We start from the raw sequence: 19,585 nt of genomic DNA, 5'->3' as shown, positions 1-19,585 counted from the left end.
CCCGTCAGCCATGCCGCTACGCTCCCCGCATGGCACAGCACCCGCCCAGCAGCACGCCCCGGACCGCATCCCGGCCCGACGGACCGAGGCAGCTGTGGGCCGTCTCCGCCGTCTCGTCGGCCGTCTTCCTGCTGAGCTGGACCCTGTGCTGGGTCAAGGCGTACGCGATCAACGACGACCTGCCCAACACCTGCGGCGACATACGCAGGCAGGTATTCCCGACGGAGGTGGCCTGCGCCTCCTTCGACGGGACGACCACCGGCGCGACCCCCGGGTGGCTGGTGGTGCTGTTCTTCGCCTCACTCGTGGTGACCGCCCTGTCGGCAACCATGGCCCTGGCAGTCACGGCGGCCGTACGGGGAAGGTGACTCAGCCGCGCCGCGCCGCGCCGTCCGGCCAGACCACGTCGACCGGAACGCCGGCCCGGCGCGCCTCCTCGACGAGGTCGGCCGTCCCACCGCCCCTCCCCGACGACGGCGTACCGTCCCATACGGCGACGAGCCGGTCCGCCCGCTTCAGCAGTTCGGAGTCGGCCGCCTCGTACGCGGCGCGGTCGGCGGTCTCGTACGGGAGGGTCTGCACCTCGACGGCGGTCTCGTTGAGGTGGTCGAAGACCGCGGCGTCCTCGGGCTTCACCACCGCGGTGCCGTAGTCCAGGGACGGAATGACGGCGACGAGGCGGCCGCCCATGGCCGAGACCTCCTCCGCGAAGAGCGATTCGGCCCCGGCCGCGATGCAGGAGACCCCCGTGAGGTCCTCGCTGTAGGGATGCAGCAGCTCGCGCAGCGCGGCCCGTACGAGCGGCACCGTCTCCTCGGTCAGGTCGGTGTGTCCGGTCACGGCCAGCGTCGTCATGCGCCGTCCCTCCTCAGCTCGGCAAACGGGGCCGCGGGCCGCTCTCCGCGCCCACGGTGTACGGATACGGCTGCCCCGGTTGCACCCTCGCACGCTCCGGACACGCACCGGGGCCGACCCGGCCGCGTGAGCACGTTGCATGCGATCGCCGCCCGCCATGGGCCACTTCCACTGCTCGATCCGGGAGTGTACGTTCGTACATGTTCAGCCCGGGGTGCCGTCCGCCCTGCCGTTTTCTCGTGAAAGTCGTGCCCTGATGGACCTGGCCACCCGCCGCCGCCGAACGGCGCTCTTCCTCTTCTTCCTCATGCCCGGCTTGTCGATCTCGTCCTGGGTGACGCGGACGCCCGACATCAGGGATCAACTGGACGCTTCCACGGCTCAAATGGGGCTGGTCCTGTTCGGCCTGTCCGTAGGCTCCATGCTCGGCATCCTCAGCTCCGGGGCCCTGGTGGCACGCTTCGGCACGAGGCCGGTCATGGGCGTCGGCACGGTGCTGATCATCGTCAGCATGGCGGTCATCGGAAGCGGGGCCCTGCTCTCCTCCGCCCCCGCCGTCACCGTCGGGCTCTTCCTCTTCGGCGCCGGGATGGGGGGCGGCGAGGTCGCGGTCAACATCGACGGCGCCGAGGTCGAACGGATCACCGGCCGGACGGTGCTGCCCACCCTGCACGGCTTCTTCAGCCTCGGCACGGTCGTCGGCGCCGTGGTCGGCATCGTGTGCACCGCCGTCGAGTTCCCGGTGCAGTGGCACCTGGGCGGCGTGGCCGTCATCGCGGCGGGAATGTTCGTGTACGCCTTCCGCGCCATCCCCGCCGCGGTCGGCAGGACGAGGGGGCCCCGGACCGCCGACGACGACGCGGCGCCGGCCCGGGCCGCGGTGTGGAAGGACAGGCGGCTGCTGCTGATCGGCGGGATCATCCTCGCCATGGCACTTGCGGAGGGTGCCGCCAACGACTGGCTGCCGCTGCTCATGGTGGACGGCCACGGCGTGGACCCCGCCCTCGGTTCGGCCGTCTACGCGGGCTTCGCCGCCGCCATGACGCTCGGCCGCTTCGGAGGCGGCTTCTTCATCGACCGCTTCGGCCGGGCCGCCGTCGTCCGGGCCAGCGCACTGTCCGCGGCCCTCGGGCTCACGCTCGTCATCTTCGCCGACTCCCCCGTACTCGCGGGCGCCGCGGTGCTGTTCTGGGGACTGGGGGCCTCGCTCGGCTTCCCCGTCGCACTGTCGGCGGCCGGCGACTCGGGCCCCGACCCGGCGGCCCGCGTCAGCCTGGTGGCGATGATCGGCTACATCGCCTTCCTCGTGGGGCCGCCCGGTCTCGGCTTCCTCGGCGACCACTATGGGCTGCGCTCAGCCATGATCGTCGTCCTCGCGTTCGTCGCCGTGGCGGTCTTCCTCGCACCGGCCATCGGTACCCGGCGCACCACGCGGCCGGAGGCGCACACCGCGCAGGTGCCCGCTTCCGATCCGGCCCTGGACGGCTCGCACACGGCCCGGCGGGACTGACACGGCTTCGGGCCGACGGTGTCGCACCGTCGGCCCGAAGTCATGTGCACGCGCCCTGAGAGCGCCGAACTGCGCCTAGAGCCTCTCGTTTGGATCATGCCGGGCTCGCGTGCCCTGGCACCGCACCTCGCGGCGTTGTCGTCAGTCGGCAACGCTCCGCGTTGACTCCCTCCTCCGCCTTGCGATGCACGGCACCAGACCCCGCTCCCTGACCCGGCCTGATCCAGACGAAAGACCCTAGAGCACCGGCAGCAGGTTCTTCAGCTCGAAGGCCGAGACCTCGCTGCGGTACTCCTCCCACTCCTGCTTCTTGTTGCGGAGGAAGAAGTCGAAGACGTGCTCGCCCAGCGTCTCGGCGACCAGTTCACTCTTCTCCATCAGCGCGATCGCCTCGCCCAGGTTCTGCGGCAGCGGCTCGATGCCCATCGCGCGGCGCTCCGAGTCGGAGAGTGCCCAGACGTCGTCGTCGGCGCCGGCCGGGAGCTCGTAGCCCTCCTCGATGCCCTTGAGGCCCGCGGCGAGCAGCACCGCGTACGTCAGGTAGGGGTTGGCGCCGGAGTCGATGGAGCGGACCTCGACGCGGGCCGAGCCGGTCTTGCCGGGCTTGTACATCGGGACCCGGATCAGCGCGGAGCGGTTGTTGTGGCCCCAGCAGATGTACGAGGGGGCCTCGCCGCCGGCGCCCGCGGAGCGGCTGGAGCCGCCCCAGATGCGCTTGTAGGAGTTGACCCACTGGTTCGTGACGGCGGAGATCTCCGCGGCGTGCTTGAGCAGGCCCGCGATGAACGACCGGCCGACCTTGGAGAGCTGGTACTCGGCGCCCGACTCGTAGAAGGCGTTGCGGTCGCCCTCGAACAGCGAGAGGTGGGTGTGCATGCCGGAGCCCGGGTACTCCGAGAACGGCTTCGGCATGAAGGTGGCCTGCACGCCCTGCTCCAGCGCGACCTGCTTCATGACCAGGCGGAAGGTCATGATGTTGTCGGCGGTGGAGAGCGCGTCGGCGTACCGCAGGTCGATCTCCTGCTGGCCGGGGGCGCCCTCGTGGTGGCTGAACTCGACCGAGATGCCCATCGATTCGAGCATGGTGATCGCCTGGCGGCGGAAGTCCATGCCGACGTTCTGGGGGGTGTGGTCGAAGTAGCCGGAGCTGTCGGCAGGGGTGGGGCGGCTGCCGTCGACCGGCTTGTTCTTCAGCAGGAAGAACTCGATCTCCGGGTGGGTGTAGAAGGTGAAACCCAGGTCGGAGGTCTTCGCGAGGATGCGCTTGAGTACGAAGCGCGGGTCGGCGAAGGAGGGCGAGCCGTCAGGCATCAGGATGTCGCAGAACATCCGCGCCGTCCCCGGGGCCTCCGCACGCCACGGAAGGATCTGGAACGTGCCGGGGTCCGGCTTGGCGATCATGTCCGACTCGTACACACGGGCGAAGCCTTCGATCGCGGAGCCATCGAAGCCGATGCCCTCGTCAAAGGCCTGTTCGAGCTCGGCCGGGGCCACGGCGACGGACTTGAGGTAACCGAGAACATCGGTGAACCACAGCCGTACGAAGCGGATGTCGCGCTCCTCAAGCGTCCTGAGGACGAATTCCTGCTGCTTGTCCATAGCCACATCCTTGCAGTTCAGACGGTCCGTGCACCACCGCCCGGGGTAGGGGAGACACCTCAGTATCACGACCCGGGATTTCACCCAGATTACGCACACGGTGTGAGAGAGAGCACGCGGCCACCCACTACGATCGGCGCCCATGGTGTGCAAGGGCCGCAGCCGCCCGGCCGCGGCCCTCCACGGCCAGGTTCTCCCCGTCCCGCCCCGTCCCTCCCGACCCCTTGGCAGAAGGACCGACGTCATGAGCTTCGACCACAGGACCCCTATGGATCAGACGCGCGGCACCGACCGTGCGCGCGACCGCCGCAACCGGGTCGTGGCCATAGGCCTGAGCGCGGTCGTGGTCGCCGGGCTGCTGGGTTTCGGCACGTACATGCTCCTGGAGAAGTCCGAGGCGAAGGAGAACGACGGGGCGAGCCGGGCCCAGGACGGCAAGCAGACGGAGCAGACGGAACAGGAGAGGAAGAAGCTCGCCGCGGAGCCGATCGCGGACGAGAGGACGTGGGACGCGAAGACGCTGACCCGCCACCACGTCGGGACCGACGTGAAGTACCCCATGAAGCCGCCCGTCGGCGGGAACCACAATCCGGCCTGGCTGAACTGCGACGGCGTCGTATACGAAAAGGCCGTCCCCGACGTCAACGCCGTGCACGCCCTGGAGCACGGCGCGGTCTGGGTGACGCACAACGGGAAGGCATCCCCGGACGACATCGGCAGGCTCGCGTCACGCGTCAGGAGCACCCCGTTCTCCCTGATGTCCCCGTACGAGGGCCAGGCCGGAGCGATCATGCTGAGCGCGTGGGGCAAGCAGGTCACCGTGGACGGTGCGGACGACCCGCGGGTGGCCCGGTTCTTCGCGAGGTACGTCCAGGGTGCGCAGACGCCCGAACCGGGCGCGCCCTGCACCGGCGGGATCGACGGGTGACCCCGTCGCGGACGCGGCGCACGCGGTGGGCGGCGGGCTCCGCCGTGGCCCTCGCCCTGCTGTTCGCCGGTGCGGCGACGATCGCCTCCGCGCGCGGCGACGGGGCTCCGGCCGGGCCCCGCACACCCTCGGAGCGGTCCGCGGACGCGGGCTTCGCGCGGGACATGGCCGTCCACCACCAGCAGGCCGTGGAGATGTCGTTCATCGTGCGGGACGGGACGCGGGACGAGGACGTACGGCGTCTCGCGTACGACATCGCCAACACCCAGGCGAACCAGCGGGGCATGCTGCTCGGCTGGCTGGACCTGTGGGAGCTGCCGAAGACCGCGCCCGAGGGTCAGGGGCCGATGGCCTGGATGCGGGGCGGCCACAGCGGCCACGGCATGGAACGGATGGATCACGACGGCGTCCTCATGCCCGGCATGGCCTCCCGGACCGAGCTGAAGCAGCTCGGCGAGGCCGAGGGGAAGCAGGCCGAGATCCTTTTCCTGCGACTGATGACCGACCACCACGAGGGCGGCGTCGCGATGGCCCGCGGCTGCGCGGAGCAGTGCACCGTGACCGTGGAGAAGCGTCTGGCCCAGGGGATGGTCGAGGCCCAGCAGTCCGAGCTGGACCTGATGGCGGACATGCTCGCGGCGCGCGGGGCGACGCCCCGTTCCTGAGCGCGGGACCGGCCCGGCGTACGCCCGAACGGGTGACAGCACTCGCGTGCGCCGGGCAGGTCCCCGACGATGGAAGGACTCGGGGCCGTACAGCAGTGCCCATCGGCACGCAGGAGGCAACCCATGACCACGGCCAGGGACATCATGCACACCGGGGCCCAGTGGATCCCCGCCCACGAAACGCTCGACCGTGCTGCTCAGATGATGCGGGACCACGGGGTGGGGGCGCTTCCCGTCTCCGCCGAAGGTGAGCAGGACAAGATGGTCGGGATCATCACCGACCGGGACATCGTGATCAAGTGTGTGGCGTCGGGGCACGATCCGTCGAGGATGACGGCGGGCGAGCTCTGCGACGGCACTCCGCGCTGGATCGAGTCGACGGCCGACGTCGACGCGGTGCTGGAGGAGATGCAGAGCCACCGGATCCGCCGGCTGCCGGTGGTCGAGGACAAGAAGCTGATCGGCATGATCAGCGAGGCCGACCTGGCACTCCACCTCTCGGACGAGCAGGTGGCCGGCTGGGCGGAGAAGGTCTACGCCCGCGCCTGACTCCCCTCGCCGTACACGCCCGTCCGTCCACCCCGTCCGCACGCTCCCGGCGCACTCCGCCCCAGGCGGCCCGGGGCTCCGGGCGGGGAGACACCAGGACATCGCGTCAGTCAGACGATTAGACTGGCGACGTGCCTCAACTACGTCTCGCACTCAATCAGATCGACGCGACCGTCGGAGACCTCGCCGGCAACTCCGAGTCGATCGTCCACTGGACCCGGCACGCCGCCGAGCAGGGCGCCCACCTGGTGGCGTTCCCCGAGATGGTGCTGACCGGCTATCCCGTCGAGGACCTGGCCCTGCGGTCGTCCTTCGTCGAGGCCTCCCGGACGGCGCTGCGCTCACTCGCCGCCCGCCTCGTCGACGAGGGCTTCGGGGAACTGCCGGTCGTCGTCGGCTATCTCGACCGCTCGGAGCACGCCGCGGCACGCTACGGCCAGCCCGCGGGGTCCCCGCGCAACGCCGCGGCCGTGCTGCACCGCGGGCAGGTCGCGCTGAACTTCGCCAAGCACCACCTGCCCAACTACGGCGTCTTCGACGAGTTCCGGTACTTCGTGCCGGGCGACTCGATGCCCGTCGTGCGGGTGCACGGCATCGATGTGGCCCTCGCGATCTGCGAGGACCTCTGGCAGGACGGCGGCCGCGTCCCCGCCGCCCGCGCCGCCGGAGCCGGGCTGCTGCTGTCGATCAACGCCTCCCCGTACGAGCGCGACAAGGACGACACCAGGCTGGAGCTGGTCCGCAAGCGGGCTCAGGAGGCCGGCTGCACGACTGCGTATCTGGCGATGACCGGCGGCCAGGACGAGCTGGTCTTCGACGGCGACTCGATCGTCGTCGACAGGAACGGCGAAGTCATCGCCCGGGCACCCCAGTTCGCCGAGGGCAGCGTGATCCTGGACCTGGACCTGCCGGCCGCTGCTCCCGAGCCGCCGTCGGGGTTCGTCAACGACGGGCTGCGGATCGACCACGTGGTCCTCAGCGAGGAGCCGCTGCCGTCCTACGAACCCGAGCTGGCAGGCGGGTACGCCGAGCGGCTCGACGACGACGAGGAGCTGTACTCGGCGCTGGTCGTGGGCCTGCGCGCGTACGCGGCGAAGAACGGTTTCAGCGGCGTCCTGATCGGCCTCTCGGGCGGCATCGACTCGGCGCTCGTCGCGGCGATCGCCTGCGACGCGCTGGGGGCTCGGAACGTGTACGGCATCTCGATGCCGTCGAAGTACTCCTCGGACCATTCCAAGGGGGACGCGGCCGAGCTGGCCCGGCGTACGGGGCTGAACTTCCGCACCGTACCGATCGAGCCGATGTTCGACGCGTACATGGGGTCGCTGGGGCTCACCGGGCTGGCCGAGGAGAACCTCCAGTCGCGGCTGCGCGGCACGATGCTGATGGCCCTCTCCAACCAGGAGGGCCAGATCGTGCTCGCGCCGGGCAACAAGTCCGAGCTGGCCGTGGGCTATTCCACGCTGTACGGGGACTCCGTCGGCGCGTACGGGCCGATCAAGGACGTGTACAAGACCTCGGTCTTCCGCCTCGCGAGGTGGCGCAACCGCGCCGCCGAGGAGCGCGGGCAGACGCCGCCGATCCCGGAGGCGTCCATCACCAAGCCGCCGAGCGCCGAGCTGCGCCCGGACCAGGTGGACACGGACTCGCTGCCGGACTACGACGTGCTCGACCGCATCCTGGAGATGTACGTCGACCGGGACCAGGGCGGGGACGCGATCGTGGCCGCCGGGTTCGACGCGGCCCTGGTGACGAAGACACTGCGGATGGTGGACACCGCGGAGTACAAGCGGCGGCAGTACCCGCCGGGCACGAAGATCTCGCCGAAGGGCTTCGGCAAGGACCGGCGGCTGCCGATCACGAACCGGTGGCGCGAGTCGAGCTGACGGAGGACGCCTGGGCCGGCCTGCGGAGAGGCAGGTCGGCCCGGGCGCCGGAACCCGGGGCGGTGTCCAGGGCTCAGAACTCGGAGCGTGCCTCCGCGTACTCGCGCTCCTCGGCGCGGGCGCCGGTCGCCACCACGCGCGAGGTGCCCGGGGTCCGGTCCAGCACGCCCGCCGTGACGGCCACGGCGAGACCGGCCACGGCGAGCACCGCGCCGACCAGGGCGGGAGACGTCCAGCCCCAGCCCGCCGCGATGGCGACCCCGCCGAGCCAGGCCCCGCCCGCGTTGGCGAGGTTGAAGGCGGAGTGGTTGGAGGCGGAGGCGAGGGTGGGGGCGTCCTTGGCCTTGTTCATGACGAGCATCTGCAGCGGGGTGGTCGTCATGAAGCCGACGCCGCCGAGCAGCACCACCATGACCAGCGCGGCCCACTGCACGTGGACCGTGAAGGGGAAGACCACGAGGACGACGGCCAGGGCCGCCAGCGAGCCGTAGAGCGTGGGACGCAGTGCCCGGTCGGTCAGCGGCCCCGCCGCCAGCGCGCCGAGGGTCATCCCGATGCCGAAGAGCGCGAGGACGATCGTCACCGAGGACTCGCCGAAGCCCATCGCCTCGGTCGTCATGGACGAGAGGTAGGAGTAGACGGCGAAGACACCCGCGAAGCCGAGGACGGCGGTGAGCAGGCCGAGCATCACCTGCCGGTTGCCGAGCGCGCTCAGTTCACGGCGTACGTTCTGGTGCGCCTCGACGGGTATCTGCGGGACGAGGCGGGCGAGCGCGGCCATCGCGGCCAGCCCGATCACCGCGACCACCATGAACGTGGCGCGCCAGCCGAGGTGCTGCCCCAGCAGGGTGGCCGCCGGTACGCCGACGATGTTGGCGACGGTCAGGCCGAGGAACATGGTGGCGACGGCTCGGGCCTGTCGCCCGTCCGGTACGAGGCGGGCGGCGACGACCGCGCCGACGCCGAAGAAGGCGCCGTGCGGCAGCCCTGCCAGGAACCGGCCGGCCAGCAGCCAGCCGAAGTCGGGGGCGAAGGCGGAAGCGAGGTTGCCGACGGTGAAGACGGCCATCAGCAGCAGGAGCATCCGCTTGCGCGGGATCCTGGAGCCGAGACCGGTGAGCAGCGGCGCACCGAGGACGACGCCGATCGCGTACGCCGAGACGAGGTAACCGGCGGTGGGTACGGACGTTCCCAGATCGTCCGCGACGTTGGGCAGCAGCCCCATCATCACGAACTCGGTGGTGCCGATGCCGAAGGCGCTCACAGCGAGGGCGAGCAGGGCCAGGGGCATGGAAGAGACCTTTCGGGCAGGGTGGCCGCCCGGGACCGTGGAGGGCCGGGTGGCAGCGGTATGTGTGCGGGAGCGTCGGCTTCGTTGCCGGAACGGGTTATGTACCCCGTCGGAACAAAGTCTCTCAGACGTTTTATGCCCGGACGTGAACATGCCGTTGCGGCGGGGTGTGATGTGGGCGTCACTCGGGGCCTTCGGCGTCATCGTTCCGCTGCCGGACGCCTCCGGGCGGCGAGGGGCCTGCGGGCCGGGCCGGAGAGCGCCGACAGCACCCCCGCACCCGCGAGGGCCAGGCACATCAGCAGGGCGCTCACCCAGACCGGGGCGCGGAAGCCGAAGCCCGCGCCGAGGGCCAGGCCGCCGAGCCAGGGGCCGGTCGCGGCGCCCACGTTGAAGGCGGCCGTCGCGAAGGAGCCCGCCATCGTCGGGGCGTCCGGGGCCAGATGGAAGACCCGGGTGATCAGCGTTGTTCCCGTGCCGAAGGCGAGTGCCCCCTGAAGGAGGACCAGGGCGAGCGCCGCGACGGGGTGGGAGGCGGTCAGGGCCAGCGCGGCCCAGCCGAGGGCCAGGGCCGTCATGCCGAGCCCGACGACCGCGTCCGGGCGGGTGTCTGCGAGGCGCCCGGCCAGGGCGACACCCGCGAACGAGCCGACCCCGAAGAGTGCGAGCACCACGGGCACCCAGCCGGCGCCGAAGCCGGTGACCCGGGTGACCAGCGGTTCCAGGTAGGAGAACGTACAGAAGGTCGCCCCCTGCACCAGGGCCATGACCAGCAGCGTCAGCAGCAGGCGGGGGCGGGCCAGGGCACGCAGTTCACTCACCGCGCTCACCTTCGGCGCGCCTTCGGGGCGGCCGCCCGGCACAGCCAGCAGCAGCGCTGCCGCTGCCGGTGCGGAGACGAGGGCCACGGCCCAGAACGCCGAGCGCCAGCCCCACAGTTCACCGAGCGCCGCCCCCGCCGGAACACCCACCACACACGCGACGGTGACACCACCGAGGACCACGGCGGTGGCCCGCGCCCGCTGGTGCGGGCCGACCATCGCCAGCGCGGTGACCAGCGCCACCGCCCAGAAGCCGGCGTTGGCGAGCGCCCCTGCGAACCGGGTCGCGAGCAATACGGCATAGCTGGAGGTCAGGGCGCCGACGACGTGGACGGCGACGAAGACCCCGAGGAAGGACAGCAGCGCCCGGCGCCGGGGCCAGGAGCGGCCGGCGAGCGCGGTGAGCGGCGCGCCGACCACCATCCCGACCGCGAAGGCCGAGGTCAGCAGACCGGCGTCGCCCAGTGAGACGCGCAGGTCACCGGCGATGCCCGAGAGCAGTCCGGACAGCATGAACTCCGATGTGCCCTGGGCGAAGACCGCGAGCCCGAGCACGTACACAGCGAATGGCATGAGAAGGGAACCCCTTGTACGGAACCGTCGGAGGAACGAGCGGTGCGCAGGGGATGCGGGCCGCGCCCGTCGTCACGCGCGGGAGCGCGAGGACGGCAACGCGGTGGAATGTCTGGTTTTGCCATGGAACATGAAAGTCGGCCCGCACCGCCGCGGAGGGTCCGGCGGTGGTCGACGGCGCGACGGGGAAGCCCGGTGACCGCTGGGGTCAGAGGCTTTCGGCATCGGCGGCCGGCCACCGGCGAACCGGCGGCCGGAGTCTGTCGGACTCGGGGCTGGACATGAGGTGGAGCGTACCGCCGGTCGAAGCGGCAGCGCTCACAATTCCACGCGGGCCGCGATCGGGAGGTGGTCGCTGTCCGTGGCGGGGAGGGTCCAGGAGGCGAGGGGTTCGACGCCCCGCACCATGATCTGGTCGATTCGCGCCATGGGGAATCCCGCCGGCCAGCTGAAGCCGAAGCCGTCGCCCGCCGCGCCCTGGGTGGAGCGCATCTGGGCGGTGACCGCGTTCAGCGAGCGGTCGTTCATCGTGCCGTTCAGGTCGCCGAGCAGGACGACCCGTTCCAGCGGTTCGTCGGAGATCGCCTCGCCCAGGGCGTCCGCGCTGTCGTCCCGCTGGTTGGCGGTGAAGCCCGCGTTCAGCTTGACCCGTACGGAGGGGAGGTGGGCGACGTACACCTTCACCGGGCCCTCGGGGGTCGTGACCGTGGCGCGCATCGCCCGGGTCCAGCCCAGCTTGATGTCGACGGGGCTGGAGTCGGTCACCGGGTACTTGCTCCACAGGCCGACGGTGCCCTGGACGGAGTGGTGCGGATAGCGGTCGGCCAGCGCGTCCTCGTACGCCGCCACCTTGCCGCTGGGCAGTTCCTGCAGGGCCACGACGTCCGCGTTGGAGCCGGCGACCTGCTGAGCGGTGCCCGCGGGGTCGGGGTTGCCCGCGTTGACGTTGTGTGTGGCGACGGTGAGGTCACCGCCGGTTCCCGACTTGTCGGCGAACAGCAGGCCGCCGAAGAGGTTGAGCCAGACGGCGACCGGCAGGACGAGGGCGATCAGAGCCGTCGCCGAACGCCGGACCAGGCCGAGGACCAGCAGCACCGGCACGAGCAGGCCGAACCAGGGCAGGAAGGTCTCGATGAGGCTGCCCAGGTTGCCGATCGCGTTCGGGATGTCCGAGTGGAGGACCAGCACCACGGTGAGGAGGACCGAGCAGAGCGCCAGCAGGATGCCGCGCCGCCAGATGCCCCGGTCGGAGGCCAGTCTGTGACGCAGGGCCCGGAATCGGGAGCCCGGCCGCGGCCCCGTGCCCACGTCGTCGGTGTCCGCTCTGTACGCCTGCACCATTGCGCTCGTCCTCACTGCCTTGCCGTACACATCACCGCGCCTTACGACCCTAGGCGATGGGTGACGCCGTTCCCGCCGTCGACGACGGCCGTTCTGCCATGAGGACGACGGATGCGGTACGGCGGGTTCCGGGCACGGCGCCGGTTACGGGGTCTGTGACAGAACGATCACACGGGGGCGGCCGTCGTCCCCGTGGCCGCGGCCCGCGGTTCCGGTCCGCGTGGCGCGAGGCCCTGGAGGAGCGTGCGGATGATGCGGTCGGCGAGGTCCTCCGGCAGGGGCGCCTCGGGGCGGTGGACGGTGCGGACGAGCATCGGGCCCAGGAACAGGTCGTCCATGAGCTCCACGTCGAGGTCGTCGCGGAGCTCCCCCGCGTCCACGGCCCGCTGCACGGCGGCCAGCATCGCGGCGCGGCGCGGTGCGATGACGGTGCTCTGGTATTCGGTCCAGAGTCTGGGGTGCTTCTTCATCTGCACGAACACGTTGTGCAGGAGGGCGGAGGAGCGCTGGGCGAGACCGCGCGTACGCATGGATTCGAGCAGTACGCGCAGGTCGTCCAGGCCCGCGGTGCCGGAGACGGTGGGATCGGCGGGCTCGATGTCGCGCAGGACCTCGACGAAGAGCTCCTCCTTGCCGCTCCAGCGGCGGTAGATGGTGGCCTTGCCGACGCCCGCGGTGCGGGCGATGCGCTCAATGGACAGGCCGTCCAGGGTCTCCCCCGCCTCCAGCAGCTGTACGACGGCGTCGAGGATCGCCCGCTCCACGGCCGCGCTGCGGGGACGGCCGCGGCGCGGTTCCTGCCCCTGGCAGGGCGGGTCCGCCGGACCACCGGCCGGGTCCCGCGCCGGGTTCTGTGCCGCCTGCCGCACGTGGGCCGCCTCTCGCTGCGCCGTCCGCCGTTCACCGGCCGCTGGTCGTCGTACGCCGGTCGCCGGCCGCTGGTCGCCGTTCGCCGTACGTCCCGATTCTCGCCGACCGGCCGGGGGCGGGGCGACTCCCCCGGCCGGAGCAGCGGATCAGGACTGGTGCGCGGGCTCCCCGGCGGCCTGGTGAGCCGGGTCCGGTTCCCCCTGCGCGGGCTGTCGGCCGGGCATGAACGCGGCCACCACCGCCGCGCCGATCAGGGCGACCGCCGCCGAGCCGAGCGCGGTGACGTGCATCGCGCCGATGAACGCGTCGTTCGCCGCGGCGATCAGCGGCTTGCCCGCCGGGCCCAGCTTCTCCGCGACGCCCCGGGTCGCCTCGATCGACTCGCCCGCGAAGTCCCGCGCGGAGGCCGGTACACCGTCGAGGTGGCCCTCGATGTCACCCCGGTAGACCGTGGAGAGCACCGAGCCGAGCACGGCGATGCCGAGCGCTCCGCCGACCTGGCGGAACGTGTTGTTGATGGCGGAGCCCGAGCCCGCCCGTTCGCGGGGCAGGGCCTGCATCACGGTGACGGTGACCGGCGGCATGATGTGCGCCATGCCGGTGCCCTGGACGAAGAAGACCAGGCACAGCACCCACAGCGGGGTGTCCGCGCCGAACAGCGCGAAGGCGGCGAGGCCGGCGGCGACGAGCAGCATGCCGACGGTGCAGACCGCCCGGGCCCCGAACCGGTCGACGACCAGGCGGGCACGCGGCGCGAAGATCATCTGCGCGGCGGCGAGCGGCAGGATGAGCAGCCCGGACTCCAGCGCGGTGTAGCCGCGCACGCTCTGCAGGTAGAAGACGGAGAAGAAGGTGACGCCCATCAGCGCGAAGAAGACCAGCGCGATCGCGGCGACGGCGGCGGAGAAGGCGGGCTTGCGGAAGTAGGAGATGTCGATCGACGGGTGGCTGCTGCGCTTCTCGTGCCACACGAAGGCCGTCAGGACCAGCAGGCCGCCGATCAGCGGGGCGAGGACGGTGATGTCGGTGAAGGAGGCGAGCTCACCGCCTCGGATGATGCCGTAGACGAGCAGGACCAGGCCGACGATGGACAGGACGACCCCGAGCGGGTCGACGCGGCCGGGGGCGGGGTCGCGGGAGTCGGGGACGAGGACGGCCATGGCGACGAGCGCGACGATCACCACGGGGACGTTGACCAGGAAGATGGAGCCCCACCAGAAGTGCTCCAGGAGCACTCCGCCGGTGATGGGGCCGATCGCGATGCCGAGGCCGACGCCGCCGGCCCAGATGCCGATGGCCTTGGGCTGCTCGTCACGCTCGAAGACGTTCATCAGGACGGCGAGGGTGGCGGGCATCACGAACGCCGCGCCGAAGCCCATCAGCGCGCGCCAGGCGATGAGTTCGCCGGGCGAGGAGGAGAGCGCGGCCAGGGCGGAGGCGACACCGAAGACGAGGATTCCGGCCAGCAGCACCTTCTTGCGGCCGATGCGGTCGCCCAGCAGGCCCGCGGTGAAGAGCAGGCCGGCGAAGACGAGCGTGTAGGAGTTGATCGCCCACTCGAGCTCGCTCTGGGTGGCACCGATCCCGGTCGGCGCCGGGCTGGCGATCGTCTTGACCGCGACGTTCAGGATCGAGTTGTCGAGAACGATGATGAGCAGGCTGAACATGAGGACGCCGAGGATGACCCAGCGGCGGCGGTGGACCGCCTCCGGGACGCGGGGCGCGGCGACGGGGCCGCCGGACGGTATGGACATGCCGCGACTCTAGCCACATTCCAATACGACACCGTCTCGTATTGGAAAGACTTTACCCGGCTGCCCCGCACCGTTCACCGTTCCCCGACGACCGGGCACGGTGGGCCCACTTCCCGGGAACGGTGCCGGGATGCCACCATGGAAGGGATCCGGGGACGCCGTCAGGGCGCCTCGAGATGACGAAGGAGCCGTTGGCCATGTCGCTTCAGGCTGCGCACAACCAGTCCGCCACGCCCCCCACGGGCCCCACTCCCGGTGCCGGCAAGGCGCTGTACGGGGGCGCGAGCACCCGCCGCATCAGCGTCAACGACATCGCCGCCGCCACTGAGCGCGGCGAGAAGTGGCCGATGCTCACCGCCTATGACGCGATGACCGCGTCCGTCTTCGACGAGGCCGGCATCCCGGTCATGCTCGTCGGCGACTCCATGGGCAACTGCCACCTCGGCTACGAGACCACCGTGCCCGTCACCATGGACGAGATGACCATCCTCTCGGCCGCCGTCGTACGGGGCACCAAGCGCGCCCTCGTCGTGGCCGACCTGCCCTTCGGCGCGTACCAGGAGGGCCCGGTCCAGGCCCTGCGCAACGCCACCCGGCTGGTCAAGGACGCCGGTGTCGGCGCGGTCAAGCTGGAGGGCGGCGAGCGCTCCCACGAGCAGATCCGCCTCCTCGTCGAGGCCGGCATCCCGGTCATGGGCCACATCGGCCTGACACCGCAGTCCGTCAACACCATGGGCTACCGCGTGCAGGGCCGCGGCGAGGAGGCCGCCCAGCAGTTGCTGCGCGACGCGAAGGCGGTCCAGGACGCGGGCGCCTTCGCCGTCGTCCTGGAACTCGTACCGGCCGAGCTGGCCGCCGAGGTCACCCGTACGCTCCACATCCCGACCGTCGGCATCGGCGCCGGGCCCGACACGGACGCGCAGGTGCTGGTCTGGACCGACATGGCCGGACTGACCGGCGGCAAGGTCCCGCGCTTCACCAAGCAGTACGCGAACCTGCGTCAGGTGCTCGCGAACGCCGCCAAGGAGTACGCCGAAGAGGTCGTCGGCGGCACGTTCCCTGCGGCGGAGCACACCTTCCACTGACGCCCACACACCACTGCCGCACCACCGACAGCCCGCCGACTTCCCCCCTCGGCGGGCTGTCGCCTGCGGTCGGCGAGCTGTAAGCGACATGTCGGTGAGTTGTCGGTGACGGCTGGTCTGATGGTGTCCATGACGCAAATCGACAAGAACCTCCAGGGCGGCAGGAACGCCGTCGAGGTACGGGGGCTGGTCAAGCACTACGGCGAGACCAAGGCGCTGGACGGTGTGGACCTCGACGTGCGCGAGGGCACCGTCCTCGGCGTACTGGGGCCCAACGGCGCGGGGAAGACCACCCTCGTACGCTGCCTGTCCACCCTGATCGTGCCGGACGCCGGACACGCAGTGGTCGCCGGCTACGACGTGGTCAGGCAGCCCCGGCAGCTCCGCCGCACCATCGGCCTCACCGGGCAGTACGCCTCGGTCGACGAGAAGCTCTCCGGCTGGGAGAACCTCTACATGATCGGGCGCCTGCTCGACCTGCCGCGCATGAGGGCACGGTCCCGCGCCGACGAACTGCTGGAGCGCTTCTCGCTCACCGAAGCCGCGAAGAAGGCCGCGATGGACTACTCCGGCGGAATGCGGCGCCGGCTGGACCTGGCCGCATCGATGATCGGCAGCCCGGCCGTGCTCTACCTGGACGAGCCGACGACGGGCCTCGACCCCCGGACGCGCAACGAGGTCTGGGACGAGGTGCGGCGGATGGTCGCGGAGGGTGCGACCGTGCTGCTCACCACCCAGTACATGGAAGAGGCCGAACAGCTCGCCGGTGAGCTCACCGTCATCGACCGCGGGAAGATCATCGCCCGGGGCGGGGTCGACGACCTCAAGGCCAAGGTCGGCGGCCGCACGCTGCAGATCCGGCCCTCCGACCCGGCCGAACTGCCCGCGATGGCGCAGGCGCTGCGGGAGACCGGCCTGGACGGCATCGCCGGCGCCCAGGCGGTCCCGGACGAGGGACTGCTCTGCGTACCGATCCTCAGCGACGAGCAGCTGACCGCGGTGATCGGCCTGCTCGGCACCCGGGGCTTCTCGCTCGCCCACGTCGCCACCGCGCTGCCCAGCCTGGACGAGGTGTTCCTCGCCATCACGGGCGACAAGGCCTCCGCCACCGGCACGATTCCCCAGGAGGTCGCGGCATGAGCACGACGACTCTGACGCCCGCCCCCACCGGTGCGGCCCAGCACGCACCCGACACGAAGCTCCACGACGAGGGCCGGATCGGGCTGCGGAACAACCTCCGCCACATCGGGGCGCTGGTGCGGCGCAACCTGCTCCAGATCAAGAAGGATCCGGAGTCGATGTTCGACGCGCTCCTGATGCCGGTCATCTTCACGCTGCTGTTCGTGTACGTCTTCGGCGGCTCGGTGGGCGGCAGCATGGGCGGCGGGCGGCAGGAGTACCTCAACTACCTGATCCCCGGCCTGATGGCGATGATGGGCATGAACATCGCCATGGCGGTCGGTTCCGGCGTCAACGACGACTTCCGCAAGGGGGTCATGGACCGCTTCCGCACGATGCCGATCGCCCGCTCCTCGGTGCTCATCGCGAAGATCGTGGTCGAGCTCGGCCGGATGATGGTGGCCACGCTGATCCTGCTGGGCATGGGCTTCGCGCTCGGCATGGAACTCCAGGAGCCGGTGACCGGGCTCATCGGGGCGGTCGCCCTGTCGGCCGCGTTCGGCGCCGCGATCATGTGGATCTTCATCCTGCTCGGACTGACCATGAAGACGGCTCAGGCGGTCCAGGGAATGGGGATGCTCGTGCTGATGCCGCTCCAGTTCGGTTCGTCCATCTTCGCGCCGACCGGGACCATGCCCGGCTGGCTCCGGACGTTCACCGAGTACAACCCGCTGTCCAACCTGGCCGACTCCGCCCGCGCCCTGATGATGGGCGGCCCGCTCGCCCACTCGGTCTGGGTGACGCTCGGCTGGACCGTGCTCATCACCGTGGTGGTGGCCCCGCTCGCGGTGTCCAGGTTCCGGAAGAAGTCCTGACGGAGGGGATGCCGGGGAATCCTGGCCGGACTCCCCGGTACCCCCTAGTCCAGGTACGCGCCGACGAGGGCGGTGGCCTCCTCCAGCGTGAGGCCGCCGCCCTCGGCGTACGCGGCCCCGTAGGCGGCGTCCCCGAGAACGCCGCGGGCCAGTTCCTCGGCCGCGGCGTAGTTGTCCCGCTCCATCGGCGTCAGCACGTGCCCGTCCGGCAGCAGCACCTGACCGGCGGCCAGCAGCCGGGCCGCGAGGGCGGCCCGGCGCTCCCCACCGAGCCCGCCCAGCGCACGTGCCACGGTGACCAGGTAGAGCACGTGCATGTGCGGCGCCATCATCTGCGTCAACCGGTCGTCGGCCCGTGCCAGCGCCTCCCGGCTCCGGGCCAGGGCGTCCTCGTACAGCCCCTCCTGATTGTCCAGCCAGGCCAGGCCGCCCAGCACGAACGCCTCGAAGACACCCATGGACGCGGACCTGAAATCCTCGTGCAGCAAGCCCAGTTGCTCGCGCGCCTCGACGGTGCGGCCTGACGTGCCCAGCCACATGGCCAGGAAGAACCGGGCGAACGCCGTCGCCTCGTGCCCCGAATGGCGCCCCTCGGCAAGCACCCCCCGAAGGATGGCCTCTCCCTCGGCGCCGCGGCCGAGCTCGATCAGCGCGGAGGCGTACCGGGTGCGGAGCACCAGCACCTGGGCACGGGCGCCGAGCTTCTCCGCGTAGCCGATCGCGGCCTGGTAGTCCTCGGCCGCCCGGGCATGGTCGCCCGTCTTCTCGCTGGCCTCGCCACGCGAGGAGAGGGCCTCCGCCGCACCGAAGTCGTCGCCGAGACGGCTGAAGATCTCCAGGCTCTCGTCGGCGTCCGCGTGGGCCGCGCCCGCCCAGGCGGGCCGGTTGGCCAGCACGTTGGCACGCATCTGGAGCGCGCCGGCCAGCTCCCAGTCCTGTCCGAGGGCCCGTGCGGCGCGGACCGTCTCGTCCAGCACTGCGCGCGGGTCCGAGCTGTCCCCGGTGAGCAGGACGGCCAGCAGCCAGAGCAGGCCCGGGCTGCGGCAGGTCTGCGGCTGGCCTGCCCGGTAGGTGGCGGCGATGATCCGCAGGCGCGCCATGCCGGCCTCGTTGGCCCAGACGTCCATCGCGTGGTCCATGCTGGCCATCTGGAGCAGCGCCACCTGGCGCCGCGCCTCCTGGAGCAGCTCGGGAGCCATCGGCGGCGGCGCGTCGGTGCAGCGCTCGGTGAGCGAGGGCGCGGGACCCGCGTCCGCGCCGAACGGGTCGGGGCCGAGCGCGGAGGCGGCTTCGGCCCAGTGCAGTGCGTCGCTGCGCAGATCGCGCATCTGCCAGTACCAGGCGAGCGAGAGCACCATGCTGAGCGACTCCTGCTCGTCGCGAGCGGCGACGGCGTGCCGCAGGGCCGTCCGCAGGTTCTCGTACTCCCGCTGGAGCAGTTCGAGGGCGGCGAGCTGTCCGGCACCCCGGAGTTCGGGATCGGTCCTGCGGACCAGCTCCCGGTAGAAGGAGAGGTGCTGCCGTTCGACGACGTCCCGCTCCCCCGCCTCGTCGAGCCGTCCGGATGCGTACTCACCGACGGTCTCCAGGAGGCGGTAGCGCATCCGGCCGTCCGCGGCGGGGGCCGCGACGACGAGGGACTTGTCGACGAGCGAGCCGAGCACCCCGGCGACGTCGTACGCGTCCTGCGGCCGGTCCGCGCAGACCACCTCGGCGGCGGCGAGGGTACAGCCGCCGGAGAAGACCGACAGCCGGCGCAGGACGGCGCGTTCGCCGTCGTCGAGGAGGTCCCACGACCAGTCGACGACCGCACGCAGGGTCTGCTGGCGCGGCAGCACGGTGCGGCTCCCGCTGGACAGCAGGC

At 71.3% G+C, this 19,585-nt stretch carries 17 protein-coding genes; 9 read left to right on the top strand and 8 right to left on the bottom strand.

Annotated features, from left to right (window positions below):
* The first annotated feature begins 29 nt into the window (after positions 1-29).
* Positions 30-368: a hypothetical protein gene (locus tag BFF76_RS09435; protein ID WP_031097082.1), complete on the top strand. Its 339-nt coding sequence runs from the start codon at positions 30-32 to the stop codon at positions 366-368.
* A gap of 1 nt (position 369) precedes the next feature.
* Here BFF76_RS09435 and BFF76_RS09430 read toward each other — a convergent pair whose 3' ends face one another.
* Positions 370-855: a hypothetical protein gene (locus BFF76_RS09430; RefSeq protein ID WP_053928452.1), complete on the bottom strand. Its 486-nt coding sequence runs from the start codon at positions 853-855 to the stop codon at positions 370-372.
* A gap of 256 nt (positions 856-1,111) precedes the next feature.
* Between BFF76_RS09430 and BFF76_RS09425 the strand changes: the two genes are divergently transcribed.
* The gene (locus tag BFF76_RS09425; RefSeq protein WP_065847979.1) at positions 1,112-2,365 is read left to right on the top strand and encodes an MFS transporter; all 1,254 of its coding nucleotides are present in this window, start codon (positions 1,112-1,114) and stop codon (positions 2,363-2,365) included.
* Between the two features lie 237 nt (positions 2,366-2,602).
* Here BFF76_RS09425 and glnA read toward each other — a convergent pair whose 3' ends face one another.
* A complete protein-coding gene (gene glnA, locus BFF76_RS09420; RefSeq protein WP_053928454.1) occupies positions 2,603-3,964 on the bottom strand; it encodes a type I glutamate--ammonia ligase in 1,362 nt (453 codons plus the stop codon).
* A gap of 244 nt (positions 3,965-4,208) precedes the next feature.
* Here glnA and BFF76_RS09415 point away from each other — a divergent pair, with 244 nt between their 5' ends.
* The 4 genes from BFF76_RS09415 to BFF76_RS09400 all read left to right on the top strand — a co-directional run bounded on the left by BFF76_RS09415 (position 4,209) and on the right by BFF76_RS09400 (position 7,992).
* On the top strand, positions 4,209-4,892 hold the full coding sequence (locus tag BFF76_RS09415) for a DUF3105 domain-containing protein (RefSeq protein WP_031097073.1): 684 nt from the start codon (positions 4,209-4,211) through the stop codon (positions 4,890-4,892).
* The gene (locus BFF76_RS09410) at positions 4,889-5,557 is read left to right on the top strand and encodes a DUF305 domain-containing protein (protein ID WP_065847978.1); all 669 of its coding nucleotides are present in this window, start codon (positions 4,889-4,891) and stop codon (positions 5,555-5,557) included. The genes BFF76_RS09415 and BFF76_RS09410 overlap by 4 nt, the downstream gene beginning before the upstream one ends.
* 123 nt (positions 5,558-5,680) lie before the next feature.
* Positions 5,681-6,106: a CBS domain-containing protein gene (locus BFF76_RS09405; RefSeq protein WP_031097067.1), complete on the top strand. Its 426-nt coding sequence runs from the start codon at positions 5,681-5,683 to the stop codon at positions 6,104-6,106.
* A 131-nt stretch (positions 6,107-6,237) separates the two neighbouring features.
* A complete protein-coding gene (locus tag BFF76_RS09400; protein WP_053928455.1) occupies positions 6,238-7,992 on the top strand; it encodes an NAD+ synthase in 1,755 nt (584 codons plus the stop codon).
* Positions 7,993-8,065: 73 nt separating this feature from the next.
* Here the strand turns inward: BFF76_RS09400 and BFF76_RS09395 are convergent, their stop codons facing one another.
* The 5 genes from BFF76_RS09395 to BFF76_RS09375 form a co-directional block, all read right to left on the bottom strand.
* On the bottom strand, positions 8,066-9,283 hold the full coding sequence (locus BFF76_RS09395; RefSeq protein WP_031097065.1) for an MFS transporter: 1,218 nt from the start codon (positions 9,281-9,283) through the stop codon (positions 8,066-8,068).
* A gap of 200 nt (positions 9,284-9,483) precedes the next feature.
* Entirely contained in the window at positions 9,484-10,677 is a 1,194-nt protein-coding gene (locus tag BFF76_RS09390) for a Cmx/CmrA family chloramphenicol efflux MFS transporter (RefSeq protein WP_065847977.1), read from the bottom strand.
* Between the two features lie 318 nt (positions 10,678-10,995).
* Positions 10,996-12,018 carry an endonuclease/exonuclease/phosphatase family protein gene (locus tag BFF76_RS09385; RefSeq protein ID WP_053928457.1) on the bottom strand — a complete coding sequence of 341 codons (1,023 nt, stop codon included), beginning with the start codon at positions 12,016-12,018 and terminating at the stop codon, positions 10,996-10,998.
* Between the two features lie 167 nt (positions 12,019-12,185).
* Entirely contained in the window at positions 12,186-12,887 is a 702-nt protein-coding gene (locus BFF76_RS09380) for a TetR/AcrR family transcriptional regulator (RefSeq protein WP_065847976.1), read from the bottom strand.
* A 147-nt stretch (positions 12,888-13,034) separates the two neighbouring features.
* The gene (locus tag BFF76_RS09375; protein ID WP_065847975.1) at positions 13,035-14,642 is read right to left on the bottom strand and encodes a DHA2 family efflux MFS transporter permease subunit; all 1,608 of its coding nucleotides are present in this window, start codon (positions 14,640-14,642) and stop codon (positions 13,035-13,037) included.
* Between the two features lie 197 nt (positions 14,643-14,839).
* On the opposite strand from BFF76_RS09375, the gene panB reads away from it, so the two are divergent.
* From panB to BFF76_RS09360, 3 genes are all read left to right on the top strand, one after another.
* Positions 14,840-15,727: a 3-methyl-2-oxobutanoate hydroxymethyltransferase gene (panB, locus tag BFF76_RS09370; RefSeq protein WP_065847974.1), complete on the top strand. Its 888-nt coding sequence runs from the start codon at positions 14,840-14,842 to the stop codon at positions 15,725-15,727.
* Between the two features lie 120 nt (positions 15,728-15,847).
* Positions 15,848-16,867, top strand: a complete 1,020-nt coding sequence (locus BFF76_RS09365) for an ATP-binding cassette domain-containing protein (RefSeq protein WP_107418406.1) — start codon at positions 15,848-15,850, stop codon at positions 16,865-16,867.
* Positions 16,864-17,721, top strand: a complete 858-nt coding sequence (locus BFF76_RS09360) for an ABC transporter permease (RefSeq protein ID WP_065847973.1) — start codon at positions 16,864-16,866, stop codon at positions 17,719-17,721. The genes BFF76_RS09365 and BFF76_RS09360 overlap by 4 nt, the downstream gene beginning before the upstream one ends.
* Positions 17,722-17,765: 44 nt before the next feature.
* Here BFF76_RS09360 and BFF76_RS09355 read toward each other — a convergent pair.
* Positions 17,766-19,585: ATP-binding protein (locus tag BFF76_RS09355; RefSeq protein ID WP_065847972.1), on the bottom strand; the 1,820-nt coding region annotated here is incomplete at its 5' end.

Source organism: Streptomyces mutomycini, from assembly GCF_001700505.1.
Lineage (GTDB): Bacteria > Actinomycetota > Actinomycetes > Streptomycetales > Streptomycetaceae > Streptomyces > Streptomyces mutomycini.
This window is presented reverse-complemented; position numbering and strand designations above follow the sequence as displayed.